General features: G+C 67.9%; 12 protein-coding genes and 1 pseudogene. 5 read left to right on the top strand and 8 right to left on the bottom strand.

The window, feature by feature from the left end:
• Positions 1-19: 19 nt before the first annotated feature.
• Positions 20-1,145: pseudogene (locus SJY11_RS08880) on the top strand (zinc-dependent alcohol dehydrogenase family protein).
• A gap of 137 nt (positions 1,146-1,282) precedes the next feature.
• Here SJY11_RS08880 and SJY11_RS08875 read toward each other — a convergent pair.
• The 6 genes from SJY11_RS08875 to SJY11_RS08850 form a co-directional block, all read right to left on the bottom strand.
• A complete protein-coding gene (locus tag SJY11_RS08875) occupies positions 1,283-2,716 on the bottom strand; it encodes an aldehyde dehydrogenase family protein (protein ID WP_376986232.1) in 1,434 nt (477 codons plus the stop codon).
• Between the two features lie 171 nt (positions 2,717-2,887).
• Positions 2,888-3,589 (bottom strand): ABC transporter ATP-binding protein, encoded by a 702-nt coding sequence (locus SJY11_RS08870; RefSeq protein ID WP_376986231.1) that lies wholly within the window; start codon positions 3,587-3,589, stop codon positions 2,888-2,890.
• A 2-nt stretch (positions 3,590-3,591) separates the two neighbouring features.
• Positions 3,592-4,341 (bottom strand): ABC transporter ATP-binding protein, encoded by a 750-nt coding sequence (locus SJY11_RS08865; RefSeq protein ID WP_376986230.1) that lies wholly within the window; start codon positions 4,339-4,341, stop codon positions 3,592-3,594.
• A complete protein-coding gene (locus SJY11_RS08860) occupies positions 4,338-5,300 on the bottom strand; it encodes a branched-chain amino acid ABC transporter permease (protein WP_376986229.1) in 963 nt (320 codons plus the stop codon). Before SJY11_RS08860 ends, SJY11_RS08865 begins: the two co-directional genes overlap by 4 nt.
• Complete coding sequence (locus tag SJY11_RS08855) at positions 5,300-6,205, bottom strand: branched-chain amino acid ABC transporter permease (protein WP_326905972.1); 906 nt, start codon at positions 6,203-6,205, stop codon at positions 5,300-5,302. Before SJY11_RS08855 ends, SJY11_RS08860 begins: the two co-directional genes overlap by 1 nt.
• Before the next feature lie 163 nt (positions 6,206-6,368).
• Positions 6,369-7,673: an ABC transporter substrate-binding protein gene (locus SJY11_RS08850; protein ID WP_376986228.1), complete on the bottom strand. Its 1,305-nt coding sequence runs from the start codon at positions 7,671-7,673 to the stop codon at positions 6,369-6,371.
• A gap of 250 nt (positions 7,674-7,923) precedes the next feature.
• Between SJY11_RS08850 and SJY11_RS08845 the strand changes: the two genes are divergently transcribed.
• From SJY11_RS08845 to SJY11_RS08835, 3 genes are all read left to right on the top strand, one after another.
• Entirely contained in the window at positions 7,924-9,117 is a 1,194-nt protein-coding gene (locus SJY11_RS08845; RefSeq protein WP_376986227.1) for a CaiB/BaiF CoA transferase family protein, read from the top strand.
• A gap of 110 nt (positions 9,118-9,227) precedes the next feature.
• Entirely contained in the window at positions 9,228-10,385 is a 1,158-nt protein-coding gene (locus SJY11_RS08840; protein ID WP_376986226.1) for an acyl-CoA dehydrogenase family protein, read from the top strand.
• Positions 10,386-10,484: 99 nt separating this feature from the next.
• Positions 10,485-11,324, top strand: a complete 840-nt coding sequence (locus SJY11_RS08835; RefSeq protein ID WP_376986225.1) for an HTD2 family dehydratase — start codon at positions 10,485-10,487, stop codon at positions 11,322-11,324.
• A 17-nt stretch (positions 11,325-11,341) separates the two neighbouring features.
• Here SJY11_RS08835 and SJY11_RS08830 read toward each other — a convergent pair whose 3' ends face one another.
• Complete coding sequence (locus SJY11_RS08830) at positions 11,342-12,304, bottom strand: LysR family transcriptional regulator (RefSeq protein WP_376986224.1); 963 nt, start codon at positions 12,302-12,304, stop codon at positions 11,342-11,344.
• A 253-nt stretch (positions 12,305-12,557) separates the two neighbouring features.
• Between SJY11_RS08830 and SJY11_RS08825 the strand changes: the two genes are divergently transcribed.
• A complete protein-coding gene (locus SJY11_RS08825; RefSeq protein ID WP_376986223.1) occupies positions 12,558-13,559 on the top strand; it encodes an MBL fold metallo-hydrolase in 1,002 nt (333 codons plus the stop codon).
• 6 nt (positions 13,560-13,565) lie between these two features.
• Here SJY11_RS08825 and SJY11_RS08820 read toward each other — a convergent pair whose 3' ends face one another.
• On the bottom strand, positions 13,566-14,261 hold the full coding sequence (locus tag SJY11_RS08820; protein ID WP_376986222.1) for a GntR family transcriptional regulator: 696 nt from the start codon (positions 14,259-14,261) through the stop codon (positions 13,566-13,568).
• Positions 14,262-14,284: the final 23 nt, after the last annotated feature.

Below are 14,284 nucleotides of genomic sequence, written 5' to 3'. Positions count from 1 at the left end.
CCTGCCGAGGAACGCCTTCATGAAGATCCGCGCCGCCGTGCTGAACGCCAGCCCCGTCTCCGCCCCTTACGCGCAGAGCCGGCCGCTCTCGATCGAGGAGGTTCGAGCTCGCCCCGCCGGGTCCGGGCGAGGTGCTGGTTCGGGTCCGCGCCGCCGGTCTCTGCCACTCCGACCTGTCGGTGATCGACGGCAACCGCCCGCGCCCCGTGCCGATGGTGCTGGGCCATGAGGCGGCAGGCGAGGTCGTCGAGCCCGGCCCCGGCATCCAGGATCTGAAGAAGGGCGACCGCGTCATCATGGTCTTCGTGCCCTCCTGCGGCCATTGCTCGCCCTGCGCCGAAGGCCGCCCGGCGCTCTGCGAGCCCGGCAATGCCGCCAACGGCATCGGCGAGCTGATCGGCGGTGGTCGCCGGCTCTCGGCCCATGGCCAGCCGGTGCACCACCATGTCGGCGTCTCTGCCTTCGCCGAATACGCCGTGATCTCGCGCCACTCGCTGGTGAAGCTCGAGGCCGACATTCCCCACGAGATTGCCGCGCTCTTCGGCTGCGCGGTGCTGACCGGCGTCGGCGCGGCAGTTAACACCGCCAAGGTGCGGGCCGGTGAGACGGTCGCCGTCGTCGGCCTCGGCGGCGTTGGCTTGAGCGCGCTGATGGGCGCCGCCGCCTGCGGCGCTTCCCGGGTCATCGCGGTCGACCTCTCGGAGGAGAAGCTCGCGATCGCGCGCGATCTCGGCGCGACCGACACCTTCAACGCGGGCGATCCAGGCGTCATCGAGGCAATCCGCGCCGCGACCAAAGGCGGCGTCGACCACGGGCTGGAGATGGCCGGCTCGGTCAAGGCGCTCGACCTCGCCTACCAGATCACGCGGCGCGGCGGCACGACCACGACGGCGGGCCTCGCCAACCCCGCCCATACCCTGTCGCTGGCCCCCGTGCGCCTCGTCGGCGAGGAGCGGACACTGAAGGGCTCTTACGTCGGCTCCTGCATCCCGATGCGCGACATCCCCCGCTTCGTCGACCTCTATCTGCGCGGGAAGCTGCCGGTGGACAAACTGATGACGAGCCAAAGCGGCCTCGACGGCATCAACGAGGGCTTCGACGCCCTCAATGAAGGCCGCACCATCCGGCACGTCATCATGATGTGAGGTTTGTCATTCCGGGGCGCGCCAACGGCGCGAACCCGGAACCCACGACCGGGTGAGCCCGTCATTGCGCCGATTGACGTCCGACCCAGTCGTGGGTTCCGGGTTCAGCGCTGCGCGCTGCCCCGGAATGACAGTTCTCACCCGTGCTTGTGCACGATCGTCTTGGTCACCGCGAACTCCTCCAGCGCGGCGAAGCCCTTTTCGCGGCCATGGCCGGATTTGCCGGTGCCCCCAAAAGGCAGCTCGATGCCGCCGCCGGCGCCATAGCCATTGATGAAGACCTGGCCGGCGCGGACCTTCTTGGCGACGCGCTGCTGGCGCCCGCCATCCTTGGTCCAGACCGCCGCGACGAGCCCGTATTCGGTCGAGTTCGCGAGCTTGATCGCGTCTGCCTCATCGCTGAAGGGGAAGGCGGCGAGCACCGGGCCGAACACCTCCTCCTGCTCCAGCCGGTTGCCGCGTGGCACCTTCCCGAACAGCGTCGGCGTCACGTAAAAACCGCCATTGGGCACGCCCTGCGCGATCTGCCCCTCGGCGATGACCGGGATGCCGGCCTCGCGGGCCTGATCGATGAAGCTCTGCACCCGGCCACGCTGCTTGGCGTTGATCACCGGGCCGCAATCGAGGTCCATCTCCGGCGTGCCGGCGCGCAGCTTGGTGAACTCCTTGGCGACCGCCCCCATGAAGTCGTCATAGACGTGGCTTTGCACCAGCACGCGCGAGCCGGCCGAGCAGGTCTGCCCGGTGTTCTGGACGATCGCCTTGCAGACGATCGGCACGGCGGCGTCGAAATCGGCATCGTCGAAGACAATCTGGGGCGACTTGCCGCCGAGTTCCAGCGTGCAAGGGATCAGATGCTCGGCGCAGGCGTGCTGCACCATCTTGCCGACCTCGGGCGAGCCGGTGAAGGACATGAAGTCGACGCCGCGATGGGCCGAGAGAGCCGCGCCCGCCTCATGCCCGCGGCCGGTGACGATGTTGATCGCACCGTCGGGGAAGCCGACCTCGGAGGCCAGCACCGCCAGCCGCAACGCCGTCTGGCAGGCCTCCTCGGCCGGCTTCAGCACGACCGCATTGCCCATGGCGAGCGCCGCAGTCAGCGACCGCCCGAACATCTGCGCCGGGTAGTTCCAGGGCAGGATATGGCCGGTGACGCCATGCGGCTCATGGATGACGTTGACGCTGTAGCCGTTGAGAAACGGCACGATGTGGCCGTGCACCTTGTCGGCGGCACCGCCATAGAATTCGAAATAGCGGGCGGTCGCCTCGATATCGGCCCGGGCCTGCGCCATCGGCTTGCCGGTGTCCTGCGCCTCGGTGCGGGCGAGTTCGTCGAAATTGTCGAGCACCTTGAGACCGAGCTTGGCGATCAGCCGGCCGCGCTCGGCCGCCGTCAGCTTGCCCCAGGCGCCCTCATAGGCCGCGCGCGCCGCCTTCACCGCATCGTCGATGTCCTCGGCCGTGCCGCAGGCGATCCGGGTGAACTCCTCGCCGGTGGCGGGCGCCAGCACGGCCATGGTCTCGCCGCCGCGGCCCGCCACATGGCGGCCGTTGATGAAGTGCTGGGTCATAGGTTTCTCCTAACTCGACAACGAGTGCTTGATCTCAAAATCGCATCGTCATCCCGGGCTTCGCGCAGCGAAGTCCGGGATCCATCGGAGAGCGCTGGAGCCCTCCGATGGATCCCGGAGCGGCGCCGCTTGCGCGGCTTGTCCAGGATGACGGTGTGTTCCGTCTGCGACCTAATGCAGCCCCGCCGCTTCGAGCGAACTTGCCGCCAGGCCGCCAGCCACCTCCGTGACTTCGCCGCGCTCGATCGCATAGGCACGCTCGGCGAAGCTGCGCAGCAGACTGGGATTGGATTCGGTGATGAGCAACGCGATCTCGGGATGGCTGTCGCGCAGCGCACGCAGGGCAGTCGCGTAACGCTGCGCCAGCACCGGCGCGAGGCCCTGGAAGGGCTCGTCGAGCAGGATGATGCGCTGCCCCACCATCAGCGCCCGCGCCAGTGCCGCCATTTTGCCCTGACCGCCCGAAAGGCCAGCGGCCGCACGATGGCGCAGATCGGCCAGTTCCGGCAGCACCTGGTAGATCCCCTCCAATCGCCTGGCGATCTCGGCGCCCGGCACCTTCATCACCTCGGCCGGCAAGCGGATGTTCTCCTCGATCGAGAAACTGGAGAACAGCCGCCGGTCCTCCGGCGCATAGCCGATCCCGAGCCGCGGCCGCTCATGCGGCGGGATCGTCAGGATCGGCCGGCCGTCGAAGGCGATGGTGCCCTCCGTCACGGTCATGAAGCCCATGATCGCGCGCAGCAGGCTGGTCTTGCCCGCGCCGTTGCGGCCGATCAGCGCCACCGTCGCGCCCTCAGCCAGCGCGAAATCGACCTTGCGCAGCACCTGCACGCCTTCGATGACGGCAGACAGTCCCCTGATCTCCAGCATGGCTAAACTCCCACCCCGATCACGGTTTCGCGCACCTCGGGATGATTGAGGATCTCGTCGGGCGTGCCTTCCAGTGCGATGCGCCCGCCCGACCAGACCGCGACGCGGCTGGCGTAGCGCGCGACCACGTCCATGTCGTGCTCGACGAAGATCGCGGTCGTGGCGCGAGCATCGAGCGCGCGCGTCAGCGTGTCCATCACCTGGAACTTCTCGGAGCTGGAGACGCCCGAGGTCGGCTCGTCCATGAAGATCAGCTTCGGGTCGAGCGCCAGCGCCACCGCGATGTCGATGAGCTTGCGCATGCCCTCCGGCAGCTCCCGCACGAGCCGTTCGGCAGTGTCGCGCAGGCCGACACTGTCGAGCAGCGCCGTCATCTCCACGCGCTTGGGGTGGCGGTCGAGCCGCAGGAAGGGCGACCATGTGCCCTCGCGCGCGCTCAACGCCAGCAGCAGGTTCTCCATCACCGTGTTGTCGGTGAAGAGCTGCGGGATCTGGAAGGAGCGGCCGATGCCACGCCGCGCGATCGTGCGCGGCGACAGCCCCGTCACATCCTGCCCCGCGAAGACGACGCGGCCCGATTGCGGTTTCAGATAGCCGGTGCAGAGGTTGATGAAGGTGGTCTTGCCGGCGCCGTTGGGGCCGATGATGGCGATGCGCTCATTGGCCCGCACCTTCAGGCTCGCGCCATTGGCGGCCAGCACGCCGCCGAAACGCAGTTCCAGGTCGCGCGCCTCGAGGATGAACTCGCTCATCGCCCGCCCTCCTCGCCAGAGCTCGCGGCGGCCGGGCGCTTGCGGCCCGCGATCAGCCCGTAGAGCCCGCTCGGCGCGAAGAAGATGATCACCAGCAGCATCACGCCGAGCACCGCATGCCAGGTCTCCGGCGCATGCACGGCCGCATAACCGCGGATGATCTGGAACATCAGCGCGCCCAGGAAGGGTCCCGCCACGCCGCCGACGCCACCGAGGATCGCGATGAAGACGAACTCGCCCGAGCGCACCCAATAGGCCAGCTCCGGCGTGACATGGCCCGAGACCAGCGCGATGATCGCGCCGCCCAAGCCCGCCAGCAGCCCCGAGAGCAGATAGGCGCCGTAGAGCACCTTGCGGCTGGAGACGCCGAGATATTCCAGCCGCGTCTCGTTCGACTTGATCGCCTCCAGCGCCTTGCCGCCAGGCGAGACGAGATAGCGCGCGACCCCGAGCGCCGCGACCACCGCCAGCGCCAGGGTGATGTAGAACATCCAGAACTCGAAGGTCTCGCGATCGAGCGTCATGCCCGCCAGCGTCGGCCGCGGCACGCGCTTGCCGTCGGCGCCGCCGGTGATCGAGAACAGCTTCTCCAAAAGCGAGAAGAACACCATCGAGATGGCCAAGTTGAGCATGCCGAAGAAGATCGCGCGGTAGCGCACGATGAAGAGCCCGACGACCGCGGCGACAAGGCCCGAGGCCGCGGTGGCGATCGGCACCAGCAGCAGCACCTCGTGTCCGAAGCTCGCGGCCGCCATGAAGGCGACGACATAAGCCGACAAGGCGAAGAACAGCCCATGGCCGAAGGAGACTTGGCCCGCCCGCAGCAACACGAGGATGCCGAGCGCCGCCAGCCCCTCGCAGAGCGCGACGGTGAGAATGACCGTCGCCCAGGGCGAGATCACGGGAAAGACGATGAGCGCGATCAGCAGCGCCGCGCCGATGAGATATTGGCGCGCCATCAGACTTTCCTCGTCTGCAGCGTGGTGAACAGCCCTTCCGGCTTGATCAGCAGCACCGCGACCATGATCAGATAAGGGATCAGCACGTCGAATTCCGGCGCAAAATAAACCGCCGCCGAGCGTCCCAGCCCGATCATCAGGGCAGCCACCGCCGCGCCCTCGATCCGCCCCAGCCCGGCCGTGGCCGCCACCGCGAAGGACAGCACGATCATCCCCGAGCCGATGCCCGGCGTCAGCGAGGTCGTGGCCGAGGACAGAGCTCCGCCCAGCGCCGCCAGCGAGGCCCCGATCATGAAGGTGAAGAGATAGATCCGCGTCGCATTGATGCCCATCGCCATCGCCGCCTCGCGGTCCTGGGTCACCGCGACGATCGCGCGCCCGAAGGCGGTCCGGCGCAGGAAGAGCCGCAGGCCCACCAGAACGGCCAGCGCCACCAGCGGGATCAGGATGAGCTGGTATCGGGTGTAATAGATGCCGAAGACCTCGACCGTGCCGAGCCAGTTCATCGGCGCATTGGCGAAGAGCGGCTGCGTGCCGAAGACGACCTTCTGCGCATCCTCCAGGATCATGAAGACCGCGAAAGTCACGAGGAGTTGCAGCACCTCCTCCTTGCCGTAGATCCGCCGCAGCAGCAGCGCCTCGACCAGCCCGCCGACGACGACGCCGACGAGGATGGCGGAGATCAGGAACAGTGGGAAGGCAAGCCAGGTCGGCAGACCCATCCCGGCCGCCGCCAGCACGGCGCTCGCCGCGACATAGGCGCCGATCGCGTAGAACGAGCCATGGGCGACATTCAGCACGCCGAGCACACCGAAGATCAGCGACAGCCCGACCGCCACCAGGAACAGCAGCGAGCCATAGGCGAGGCCGTCGAGCGCGGCGAGGAAGAGCATTTCAGGAGGCATGGCCATCCGATTCTGGATTGCGATCAACCGTTCCGCGTCATCCCGGACGCAGCGAAGCGGAGATCCGGGATCCATCGTAGAGCGCGGTGCCCTCCGATGGATCCCGGAGCTGCGCCGCTACGCGGCTTGTCCGGGATGACGGCGGCGGATGCGGCTGGTTCGATTACTTCGAATAGTCGAAGGTCTCGATCGACTTGTCGGCGACCATCTCGGGCTTGATCTTGGAGAACCAGTCGAGCGACTTCTGGCCGACCGGCGTGGTCACCAGCTTGCCGGGATAGAGCGCCATCTTGTCGTAGACGGCGAAGGGGTATTCCGCCACGCGCTTGGTGGTGCCGAGCAGCTGGTCCTCGAGGCCCTGATGGTCCGAACGGATGGTGATCGTCCCGGTCAGCGACTTGAACTCCAGCCCCTCGAAGGCGGCGATGACCTGCTCCTTGGTCGGCCACTTGCCGCCATTGGCGGCGCTGGCCTTCTCATAGGCCTTGGTGAGGCCGGTGACGGCCTGGTTCATGTGGAAGGTCGGATAGATCGGATAGACGTTGGTCTTGTCCTTGTACTTCTTCACGAAATTCTGCATCTCGGCCGAGTTCTTGTGCTTGGGATGCAGGAAGTAGTGGTCGCCGCGGCCGCCGACGATAACGCCTTCGGGCATCACCGCGCCCAGGCGCTCCATCGAGCTTTCGGCGAGCGGGAGCACGAAAGTCGACTGCTTCAGGAGCCCGCGCGCGGCGGCCTGCTGGACGAAGGTGTCGAGATCGCCGCCCCAGGAGGTCGAGAGCACGACATCGGGCCGCAGCGCCGAAAGGCGCGTGATCTCGGTCGAGAAATCCGGCGCGCCGAATTTCGGGAACAGCTCGGCGACGATCTTGACGTCAGGCTTCAGCGCCTTCAGCCCGGCCTGGAACAGCGCCCAGGACTCACGCCCCCAGGCATAGTCCTGGTTGACCACCGCGATCGTCTTGAAGTCCGGCTTGGTCTTCATCAGGTAGAGCAGCGTCGCCATCATCTCGGCGCCGGCATGACCCTGGGTGCGGACCGAATACTTCCACTTGCCCTCCTCGAAGATGGTCTGCGTGCCGCAATCCCACATCACATTGACGACCTTGAGGTCCTCGGCGACGGGGGCGAGCGCGTTGCAGGAGCCCGACGAGATCGCGCCGAACATCACCTGCGCGCCCTGGTCCTGCACGACGCGGCGATATTCCGAGATCAGCTGGTTGGTGCCGGCGCCCTCGTCGACATAAACAGGCTTCACCGGCACGCCGAGGATGCCGCCCTTGGCATTGAGCTCCTCGATGAACAGATCGGCGGCATTCCGTCCCGGGACGCCGAAGACCGAGGCCGGCCCGGACAGGAAGGTCGCGATGCCGACGACCAGTTCCTTCGGCTTGTCCTGCGCCTGCGCCGGCAGCGCCATCAGCGCTCCCAGGGCGAATGCGGCTACGGCTGATCTCTTGGTGCTCATCGTGACCTCTCCCTGAATGGTTTCTGGAGCGCGCTCTTGGGTGGCACGCTGCCTGGAGCGCAGAGGGGTGCATGGGCGATCCGGCAGGACAAGTAGGATAAAACGATGAGGGCCATAGCGATAATCTATGGAGATCGCCGCACAGCGAGGATTTCGCTATGGCCCTCATCGCAAAACCCTATTTGACTTGGCCCCGGCTTCGACGGCCCGTCTGCGGTTGTGATGGGCAAGGCGAACCGCCGGAACGACGATGAACGCGCTCGAAGGAATTCTGGTGGTGGCGCTGGAGCAGGCGGTGGCCGTGCCGACCGCGACCTGCAAGCTCGCCGATGCCGGCGCGCGCGTGATCAAGCTGGAGCGCGCGGAAGGCGACTTCGCCCGCGGCTATGACGACTATGCGAAAGGCCTGTCCTCCTATTTCGTCTGGCTGAACCGGGGCAAGGAATCCTGCCGCGTCGATCTCAAGCAGGCCGATGACCGCGCCATGGTCGAGGCCATGCTGGGCCAAGCCGATGTCTTCATCCAGAACCTCGCACCGGGTGCCACCGGCCGGCTCGGCCTCGGCGCGGCCGAGCTGCGTGCACGCTATCCCCGCCTGATCACCTGCGACGTCTCGGGCTATGCGCCGGGCACGCCGCACCACACCCGCAAGGCCTACGACCTGCTGGTCCAGGCGGAATCCGGCCTCGCCGCCATCACCGGCACGCAAGCCTCGGGGCCGTCGCGGATCGGCGTCTCGATCGCCGACATCGCCACCGGCCAGGCCGCCTATGCCGCGATCCTGGAGGCGCTGCTGCGCCGCGCGAAGACCGGCGAGGGCTCCGCGATCCAGCTCTCGCTGTTCGACACGCTCGGCGACCTGATGAACGTGCCTTATCTGACGCGGCGCTATGGCGGCATCGAGCCACCGCGGCTGGGCCTCGCCCACCCCTCCATCGCTCCCTATGGGGTTTTCTCCACGGCCGATGGGGATGTGCTGATCTCGATCCAGAGCGAGCGCGAATGGCGGATCCTCGCCCGCGAGGTCCTGGGCAGCGCGGCGCTCGCCGAGGACGCCCGCTTCGCTACCAATGTCCTGCGGGTGCGGCAGCGCGAGACGGTGGATCGCGAGGTTCAGGCCCTGCTCGCGACGCGATCCTTCGCCGAGGTCACCGCCGCGCTCGATCGCTATGCCATCGCCTATGGCACCGTCTCCAGCGTCGGCGACCTGATCACCCACCCCGCCGCGACCGCGCTGGCCACGCCAACGCCGTCGGGCCCCGTCGAGGTCCTCGCCCCGCCGGCCATCGTCGACGGACAGCGCGTGACGATGCGCCCCGTGCCGGCGCTCGGCCAGCATGATGACGCGCTGCGGGCGGAATTCGGCGACCAATCCCGTCTCTCACGAACCCCACCGTCATCCCGGACAAGCGGCGAAGCCGCGCAGATCCGGGATCCATCGTAGAGCGAACGCTCTGGGCCGTATGCGCCCTACGATGGATCCCGGAGCTCCGCTTCGCTGCGTCCGGGATGACGCAGAGGTTGATCGAGCCCGACAGCAGAACAAGCGACGCCATGCAGCACCCGTCAGACCATGCCGAGATTCGCGACGCCGTCGCCCGCCTCTGTGCCGGCTTCCCCGGCGAGTACTGGCGCAAGCTCGACCGCGAAATGGCCTATCCGACCGAGTTCGTCGCGGCGCTCACGCAAAGCGGCTTCCTCTCGGCGCTGATCCCGGAGGCCTATGGCGGCGCCGGCCTGACGCTGTCGGCGGCCAGCGTCATCATGGAGGAGATCCAGCGCCAGGGCTGCAATGGCGGCGCCTGCCATGCCCAGATGTATGTCATGGGCACGGTGCTGCGCCACGGTTCGGAGGCGCAGAAGCAGGCCTGGCTGCCGCGTGTCGCCTCGGGCGAGCTGCGCCTGCAGGCCTTCGGGGTCACCGAGCCGACCAGCGGGACGGACACCACCGCGCTGCGCACCACCGCGAAGCGCGAAGGCGACCATTACATCGTCAACGGCCAGAAGATCTGGACGAGCCGCGCCGCGCAATCGGACCTGATGCTGCTGCTGGCGCGCACCACCCCGCGCGACCAGGTCGCCAAGCGCACCGACGGGCTCTCGGTCTTCCTGCTCGACATGCGCGAGGCGCTCAAGAGCGGGCTCACCATCCGGCCGATCCGGACGATGATGAACCACGCCACCACCGAGGTCTTCTTCGACAATGTCCGCATCCCCGCCGAGAACCTCGTCGGCGAGGAGGGCAAGGGCTTCCGCTACATCCTCTCGGGCATGAACGCCGAGCGCATCCTGATCGCGGCCGAATGCGTCGGCGACGCAAAATGGTTCATCGAGAAGGCCTCGGCCTATGCCAAAGAGCGCCAGGTCTTCGGCCGACCGATCGGCCAGAACCAGGGCATCCAGTTCCCGATCGCCAAGGCCTACGCCAACATGCGCGCCGCCGAGTTGATGGTGCGCGAGGCGGTGCTGCTCTACGAGGCCGGCGAGAATGCCGGCGCGGAGGCGAACATGGCCAAGATGCTGGCGGCGGACGCCTCCTTCGAAGCGGCGAATGCCTGCATCCAGACCCATGGCGGCTTCGGCTTCGCCGAGGAATACGACATCGAGCGCAAGTTCAGGGAGACGCGGCTCTACCAGGTGGCGCCGATATCGACCAATCTGATCCTGTCCTATCTCGCGGAGCATGTGCTGGGCATGCCGCGCTCCTACTGAAGCCACACGTCATGCTCGGGCTCGACCCGAGCATCTCCTGCCAGAGTTTCTCGGGTCTCCGCTCCGCTGCGCCCGAGAATGACGCCCCGGGAAAAGCACATGGACATCGACCATCTCCGCCGCTGGATCGGCAGGACGGAAGAGGCCTCCGACGTTGTCACGCCGCGCCTGATCGAGAGCTATGCGGCCACCTTCACGCCCCATCTCGCGCCCGGCCCAGAAGGCGAGGCGCCGCTGGCGCTGCACTGGTGCCTGGCGCCGCCGATCGCGCCGATGAACGCGCTCGGCCCCGATGGCCACCCGGCGAAGGGCGATTTCCTGCCGCCCGTGCCGCTGCCACGGCGGATGTGGGCGGGCGGGCGCCTCGAGGCGCTGGCGCCGCTGCGCGAGGGCGATCTCGTCACGCGCCGCTCGACCATCGGCGACGTCACCGCCAAGGAAGGCCGCAGCGGCGCGCTCTGCTTCGTCGCCGTCCATCACGAGGTCTCGACCCCGCGCGGGCTCGCGCTCCGCGAGCGCCACGACATCGTCTACCGCGAGGCCACGAACCTGCAGACCGCAACGCCCACCGCCACGGCCGAGCCGGAGCCGGCCGATCTCGTCTGGGAGGTCGAAGCCAGCCCGACCCTGCTCTTCCGCTACTCGGCGCTGACCTTCAACGGCCACCGCATCCATTACGACCAGCCCTATGCGACCACTGATGAAGGCTATGCCGGGCTCGTCGTCCACGGCCCGATCCAGGCGACGCTGATGCTCAACATCGCGGCCACGCTGGCGGGGACGACGACGCTGGCGCTCGACTATCGCGGCCTGAGCCCGCTGATCGCCGGGGTTCGCTTTCTCGTCAAAGCCCGGCGCAATGTCGACGGCAGCATCCGGACCTGGACGGAAGGCGGCGATGGACGCCTGCGGATGGAAGGGTCGGCGCGTTCGCTTTAGGCGGGGCGTCGCCAGCCTCAGCTATACAGTGTCGGCGGCCCGCCATCCTGTCCCAGCGTCGCCGTCCAGGTTTCGTCGGTGACGAGGCCGCGCAGGATCTCCCAGGAGAGCTGGCCGATCGCGCGCGCCGCCGCCGGCATCGGCCGCTCGGTCGAATAGGCGAGGTAGACCTTGCGGTAGAGCGTCGGGCGCTCGAGCGGCCAGGACCGGAACAGCCCAGCCTTCTCCTGCGCCGCCACCGCCATCCGCGGCAGGATGCTGTAGCCGAAGCCCTGCTCCACCAGCCGCTTGATCTGGCTGTAGGATTCGATCTCGATCGCCGGCTGGATGGTCGCCCCGGCCGAGGCCGCCGCCTCGTCGATCTGGTCGCGCAGACCATGCCCGATGCCGGGCAGGATCAGGTCGAGCGCTGCCGCATCGGCCATCGCCACCGCCTGCCCCGCCGGCGCCGGCGCACCCGCCACTCCCGGGGCGCAGAACAGGCAGAGCTCCTCGGTCAGGACATGGTGGATGCCGAGCCCCTTGGGATCGGAGGTTGAGTAGATCATCGCCAGATCGACCTCGCCGCGGCGCAGCCAGTCGAGCACAAAGCCGCTCATCGCCTCGGCGATTCGGATGCGGATCGCCGGATAGCGCTCGCGCGCCGCCTGGATCAGCGGCACGCTGAACTGCTCGCTGACCGTTCCCGGAAGGCCGATCCGGACCTCGCCGCCCGGCAGTTCGGCCTCGCCACGCACGGCCTCGCGCAGCGCCCCGAATTCGGCCAGGATGATGTGCGCCCGGGCCAGCAGCCGCTCGCCGGCCTCCGTCGGCAGCACGCCGCGCGTGCCGCGATGCAGCAGCGCCACGCCGAGTTCGTCCTCCATATGGCGCAGATGCTGGCTCAGCGCCGGCTGCGCCACGCGCAGCTTGGTGGCGGCCTTCGAGAACGAGCCCTGCTCGACGATGGCCGCGAAATAGCGGAGCTGCCGTAGATCCATCGCCGTCTGGGTCTCCTCAAGGCCTGCGGCGAGCCGCATGCCTGCATAACGGCGCAGGGCGGCCGTGACCAGCGATGCCCGCCCCTCCCACCAGCTTTGCCTTATGGCCGCTAGAGCGAACCGGTATTGGCCCGGCCCCCGACGCAGGTGCATCGTCGTGCCCGGAGCCGAGGGCGTGGCGACCGCCTCCCTCGTGCACACCCAAGAGCACAGGCCGCAAAGCCGGCCCCCACCGCCATCAGGAGGACATGCCATGTCGAACGACCCGTTCCGTCTGCCGTCGGCGAGCCGCCGCGGCTTCCTGGGCGCAGCCGCCGCCCTCGCCGCCACCGGTGGAAGCCTGCCATTGATCGGCCCGGCGGCGGCCAAGGCGCCGCTGTCGAAGACGCAGCCCGCCTATTTCTACCGCTTCATGCTCGGCACAGCCGAGGTCACCGTCGTCTCAGACGGGCCGCTGCCGCTCGGCGACCCCGGCACGAGCTTCCTCGGCGTGCCCAAGGACACCGTCTACGGCATGCTGGAGAGCAGCTTCCTGCCCAAGGACAATGTCGTCCTCGAGCAGAACATCCCGATCGTGAATTTCGGCGACCGGCTCGTCATGTTCGACACCGGCATGGGCTTCTCGAAGATGTTCGGTCCGACGACGGGTCGTCTCGCCAAGAGCATGCAGGAAGCCGGCATCAAGCCCGCCGACATCGACGACATCGTCGTCAGCCATGCCCATATCGACCATATCGGCGGCATCTGCAGCGCCGACGGCAAGCCGCTCTTTCCCAACGCCCGCATCCATATCAGCCAGATCGACTTCGATTTCTGGACCGACGAGGGCAAGCTCGGCTCGCCGCTCAAGGCATTTGTCGAGCATGCCCGCGCCAATCTGATGCCGGTGCGCGACCGCATCGTCTTCTTCAAGGACCAGCAGGAATTCCTGCCCGGCGTGCAGGCGATCGCGGCGCCCGGCCACACCGCTGGCCACCACATCTTCAAGGTCGCCTCGGCCGGAAAATCCTTCGTCTTCCTCGGCGACCTGACCCACCACGCCGTGCTGCTGACCGAGAACCCGCGGCTGGAGTTCGCCTATGACAGCGACCCCAAGCAGGCGGTGCAGTCGCGCGTTCGGCTCCTGACGATGCTGGCGCAGGAGAAAACGCCGGTGATGTCCTATCACTTCGCCTGGCCGGGCTTCGGCAACCTCGCCAAGGCGGGCGAAGGCTTCCGCTATTACCCGGCGCCGATGCAGTTGATCCCGGTCTGAACGCGATCAGGCGCCCGCATCGCTCGCGCCTGGCGGGCCATAGCCCGGCAGGCGCGACACCACCCCGGTCACGGGCCGAAGATGCTCGTCGAGGACGGCGCGCGCCCGCCCCTCGTCGAAGGCCCGCAGCGCCGCGATGAAGTCGCGGTGCTCGACGCGGATTCGCTCGATCCGACCTGGATCCACCGCCAGCGCCCGCATCGCGACGCGCTGCTGCCGTGCCCCCAGCGACTGGTAGAGTTCCGACAGCACCTCGTTGCCGAGCGCCTGCACCATCCCGAAATGGAACTCGCGGTTGAGTTCGACACGGGCGAAATGGTCGCTGCCGGCGATCGCGTCGAGCCGATCGAGGATCGCCTCCATCCTCTCGGGCAGCACGATCCTCTCCCTGCAGATCCGGGCGACCGCATAGCCCTCGATCATGCGGCGCGTCTCGTAGAGATCGGCCAGTTCCTGCGCCGTGACCTGCCTCACCAGCGCGCCCCGGCGCGGCAGCAGGTCGATGAAACGCTCCGCCTCGAGCCGGTGGAACGCCTCGCGGACCGGCGTCCGCGACACGCCCATCACGGAGGAGATCGCCTCCTCCTCGACGAAGGAGCCTCCGGCATAGACGCCGCGCAGGATCTGCTCGCGGACATGCGCATAGACCCGCTCGCGAGCCGGCCGGCTCTCCGCATCTTGCTCCTGGGGCGGCGTCATCATGTTCAAAGTCGGGCGTCCCTCGT

The organism is Allobosea sp. R86505 (assembly GCF_042466375.1).
GTDB lineage: Bacteria > Pseudomonadota > Alphaproteobacteria > Rhizobiales > Beijerinckiaceae > Allobosea.
Note: the sequence above shows the minus strand (reverse complement) of the source record. Positions and strands in the feature narration are given on the sequence as shown.

Coding starts and splice junctions, on each gene's coding strand:
- SJY11_RS08850 (WP_376986228.1), bottom strand. CDS start 7,673: ATGAGCACCAAGAGATCAGCCGTAGCCGCATTCGCCCTGGGAGCGCTG.
- SJY11_RS08820 (WP_376986222.1), bottom strand. CDS start 14,261: ATGATGACGCCGCCCCAGGAGCAAGATGCGGAGAGCCGGCCGGCTCGC.
- SJY11_RS08840 (WP_376986226.1), top strand. CDS start 9,228: ATGCAGCACCCGTCAGACCATGCCGAGATTCGCGACGCCGTCGCCCGC.
- SJY11_RS08870 (WP_376986231.1), bottom strand. CDS start 3,589: ATGCTGGAGATCAGGGGACTGTCTGCCGTCATCGAAGGCGTGCAGGTG.
- SJY11_RS08860 (WP_376986229.1), bottom strand. CDS start 5,300: ATGGCGCGCCAATATCTCATCGGCGCGGCGCTGCTGATCGCGCTCATC.
- SJY11_RS08835 (WP_376986225.1), top strand. CDS start 10,485: ATGGACATCGACCATCTCCGCCGCTGGATCGGCAGGACGGAAGAGGCC.
- SJY11_RS08875 (WP_376986232.1), bottom strand. CDS start 2,716: ATGACCCAGCACTTCATCAACGGCCGCCATGTGGCGGGCCGCGGCGGC.
- SJY11_RS08845 (WP_376986227.1), top strand. CDS start 7,924: ATGAACGCGCTCGAAGGAATTCTGGTGGTGGCGCTGGAGCAGGCGGTG.
- SJY11_RS08830 (WP_376986224.1), bottom strand. CDS start 12,304: ATGGATCTACGGCAGCTCCGCTATTTCGCGGCCATCGTCGAGCAGGGC.
- SJY11_RS08825 (WP_376986223.1), top strand. CDS start 12,558: ATGTCGAACGACCCGTTCCGTCTGCCGTCGGCGAGCCGCCGCGGCTTC.
- SJY11_RS08865 (WP_376986230.1), bottom strand. CDS start 4,341: ATGAGCGAGTTCATCCTCGAGGCGCGCGACCTGGAACTGCGTTTCGGC.
- SJY11_RS08855 (WP_326905972.1), bottom strand. CDS start 6,205: ATGCCTCCTGAAATGCTCTTCCTCGCCGCGCTCGACGGCCTCGCCTAT.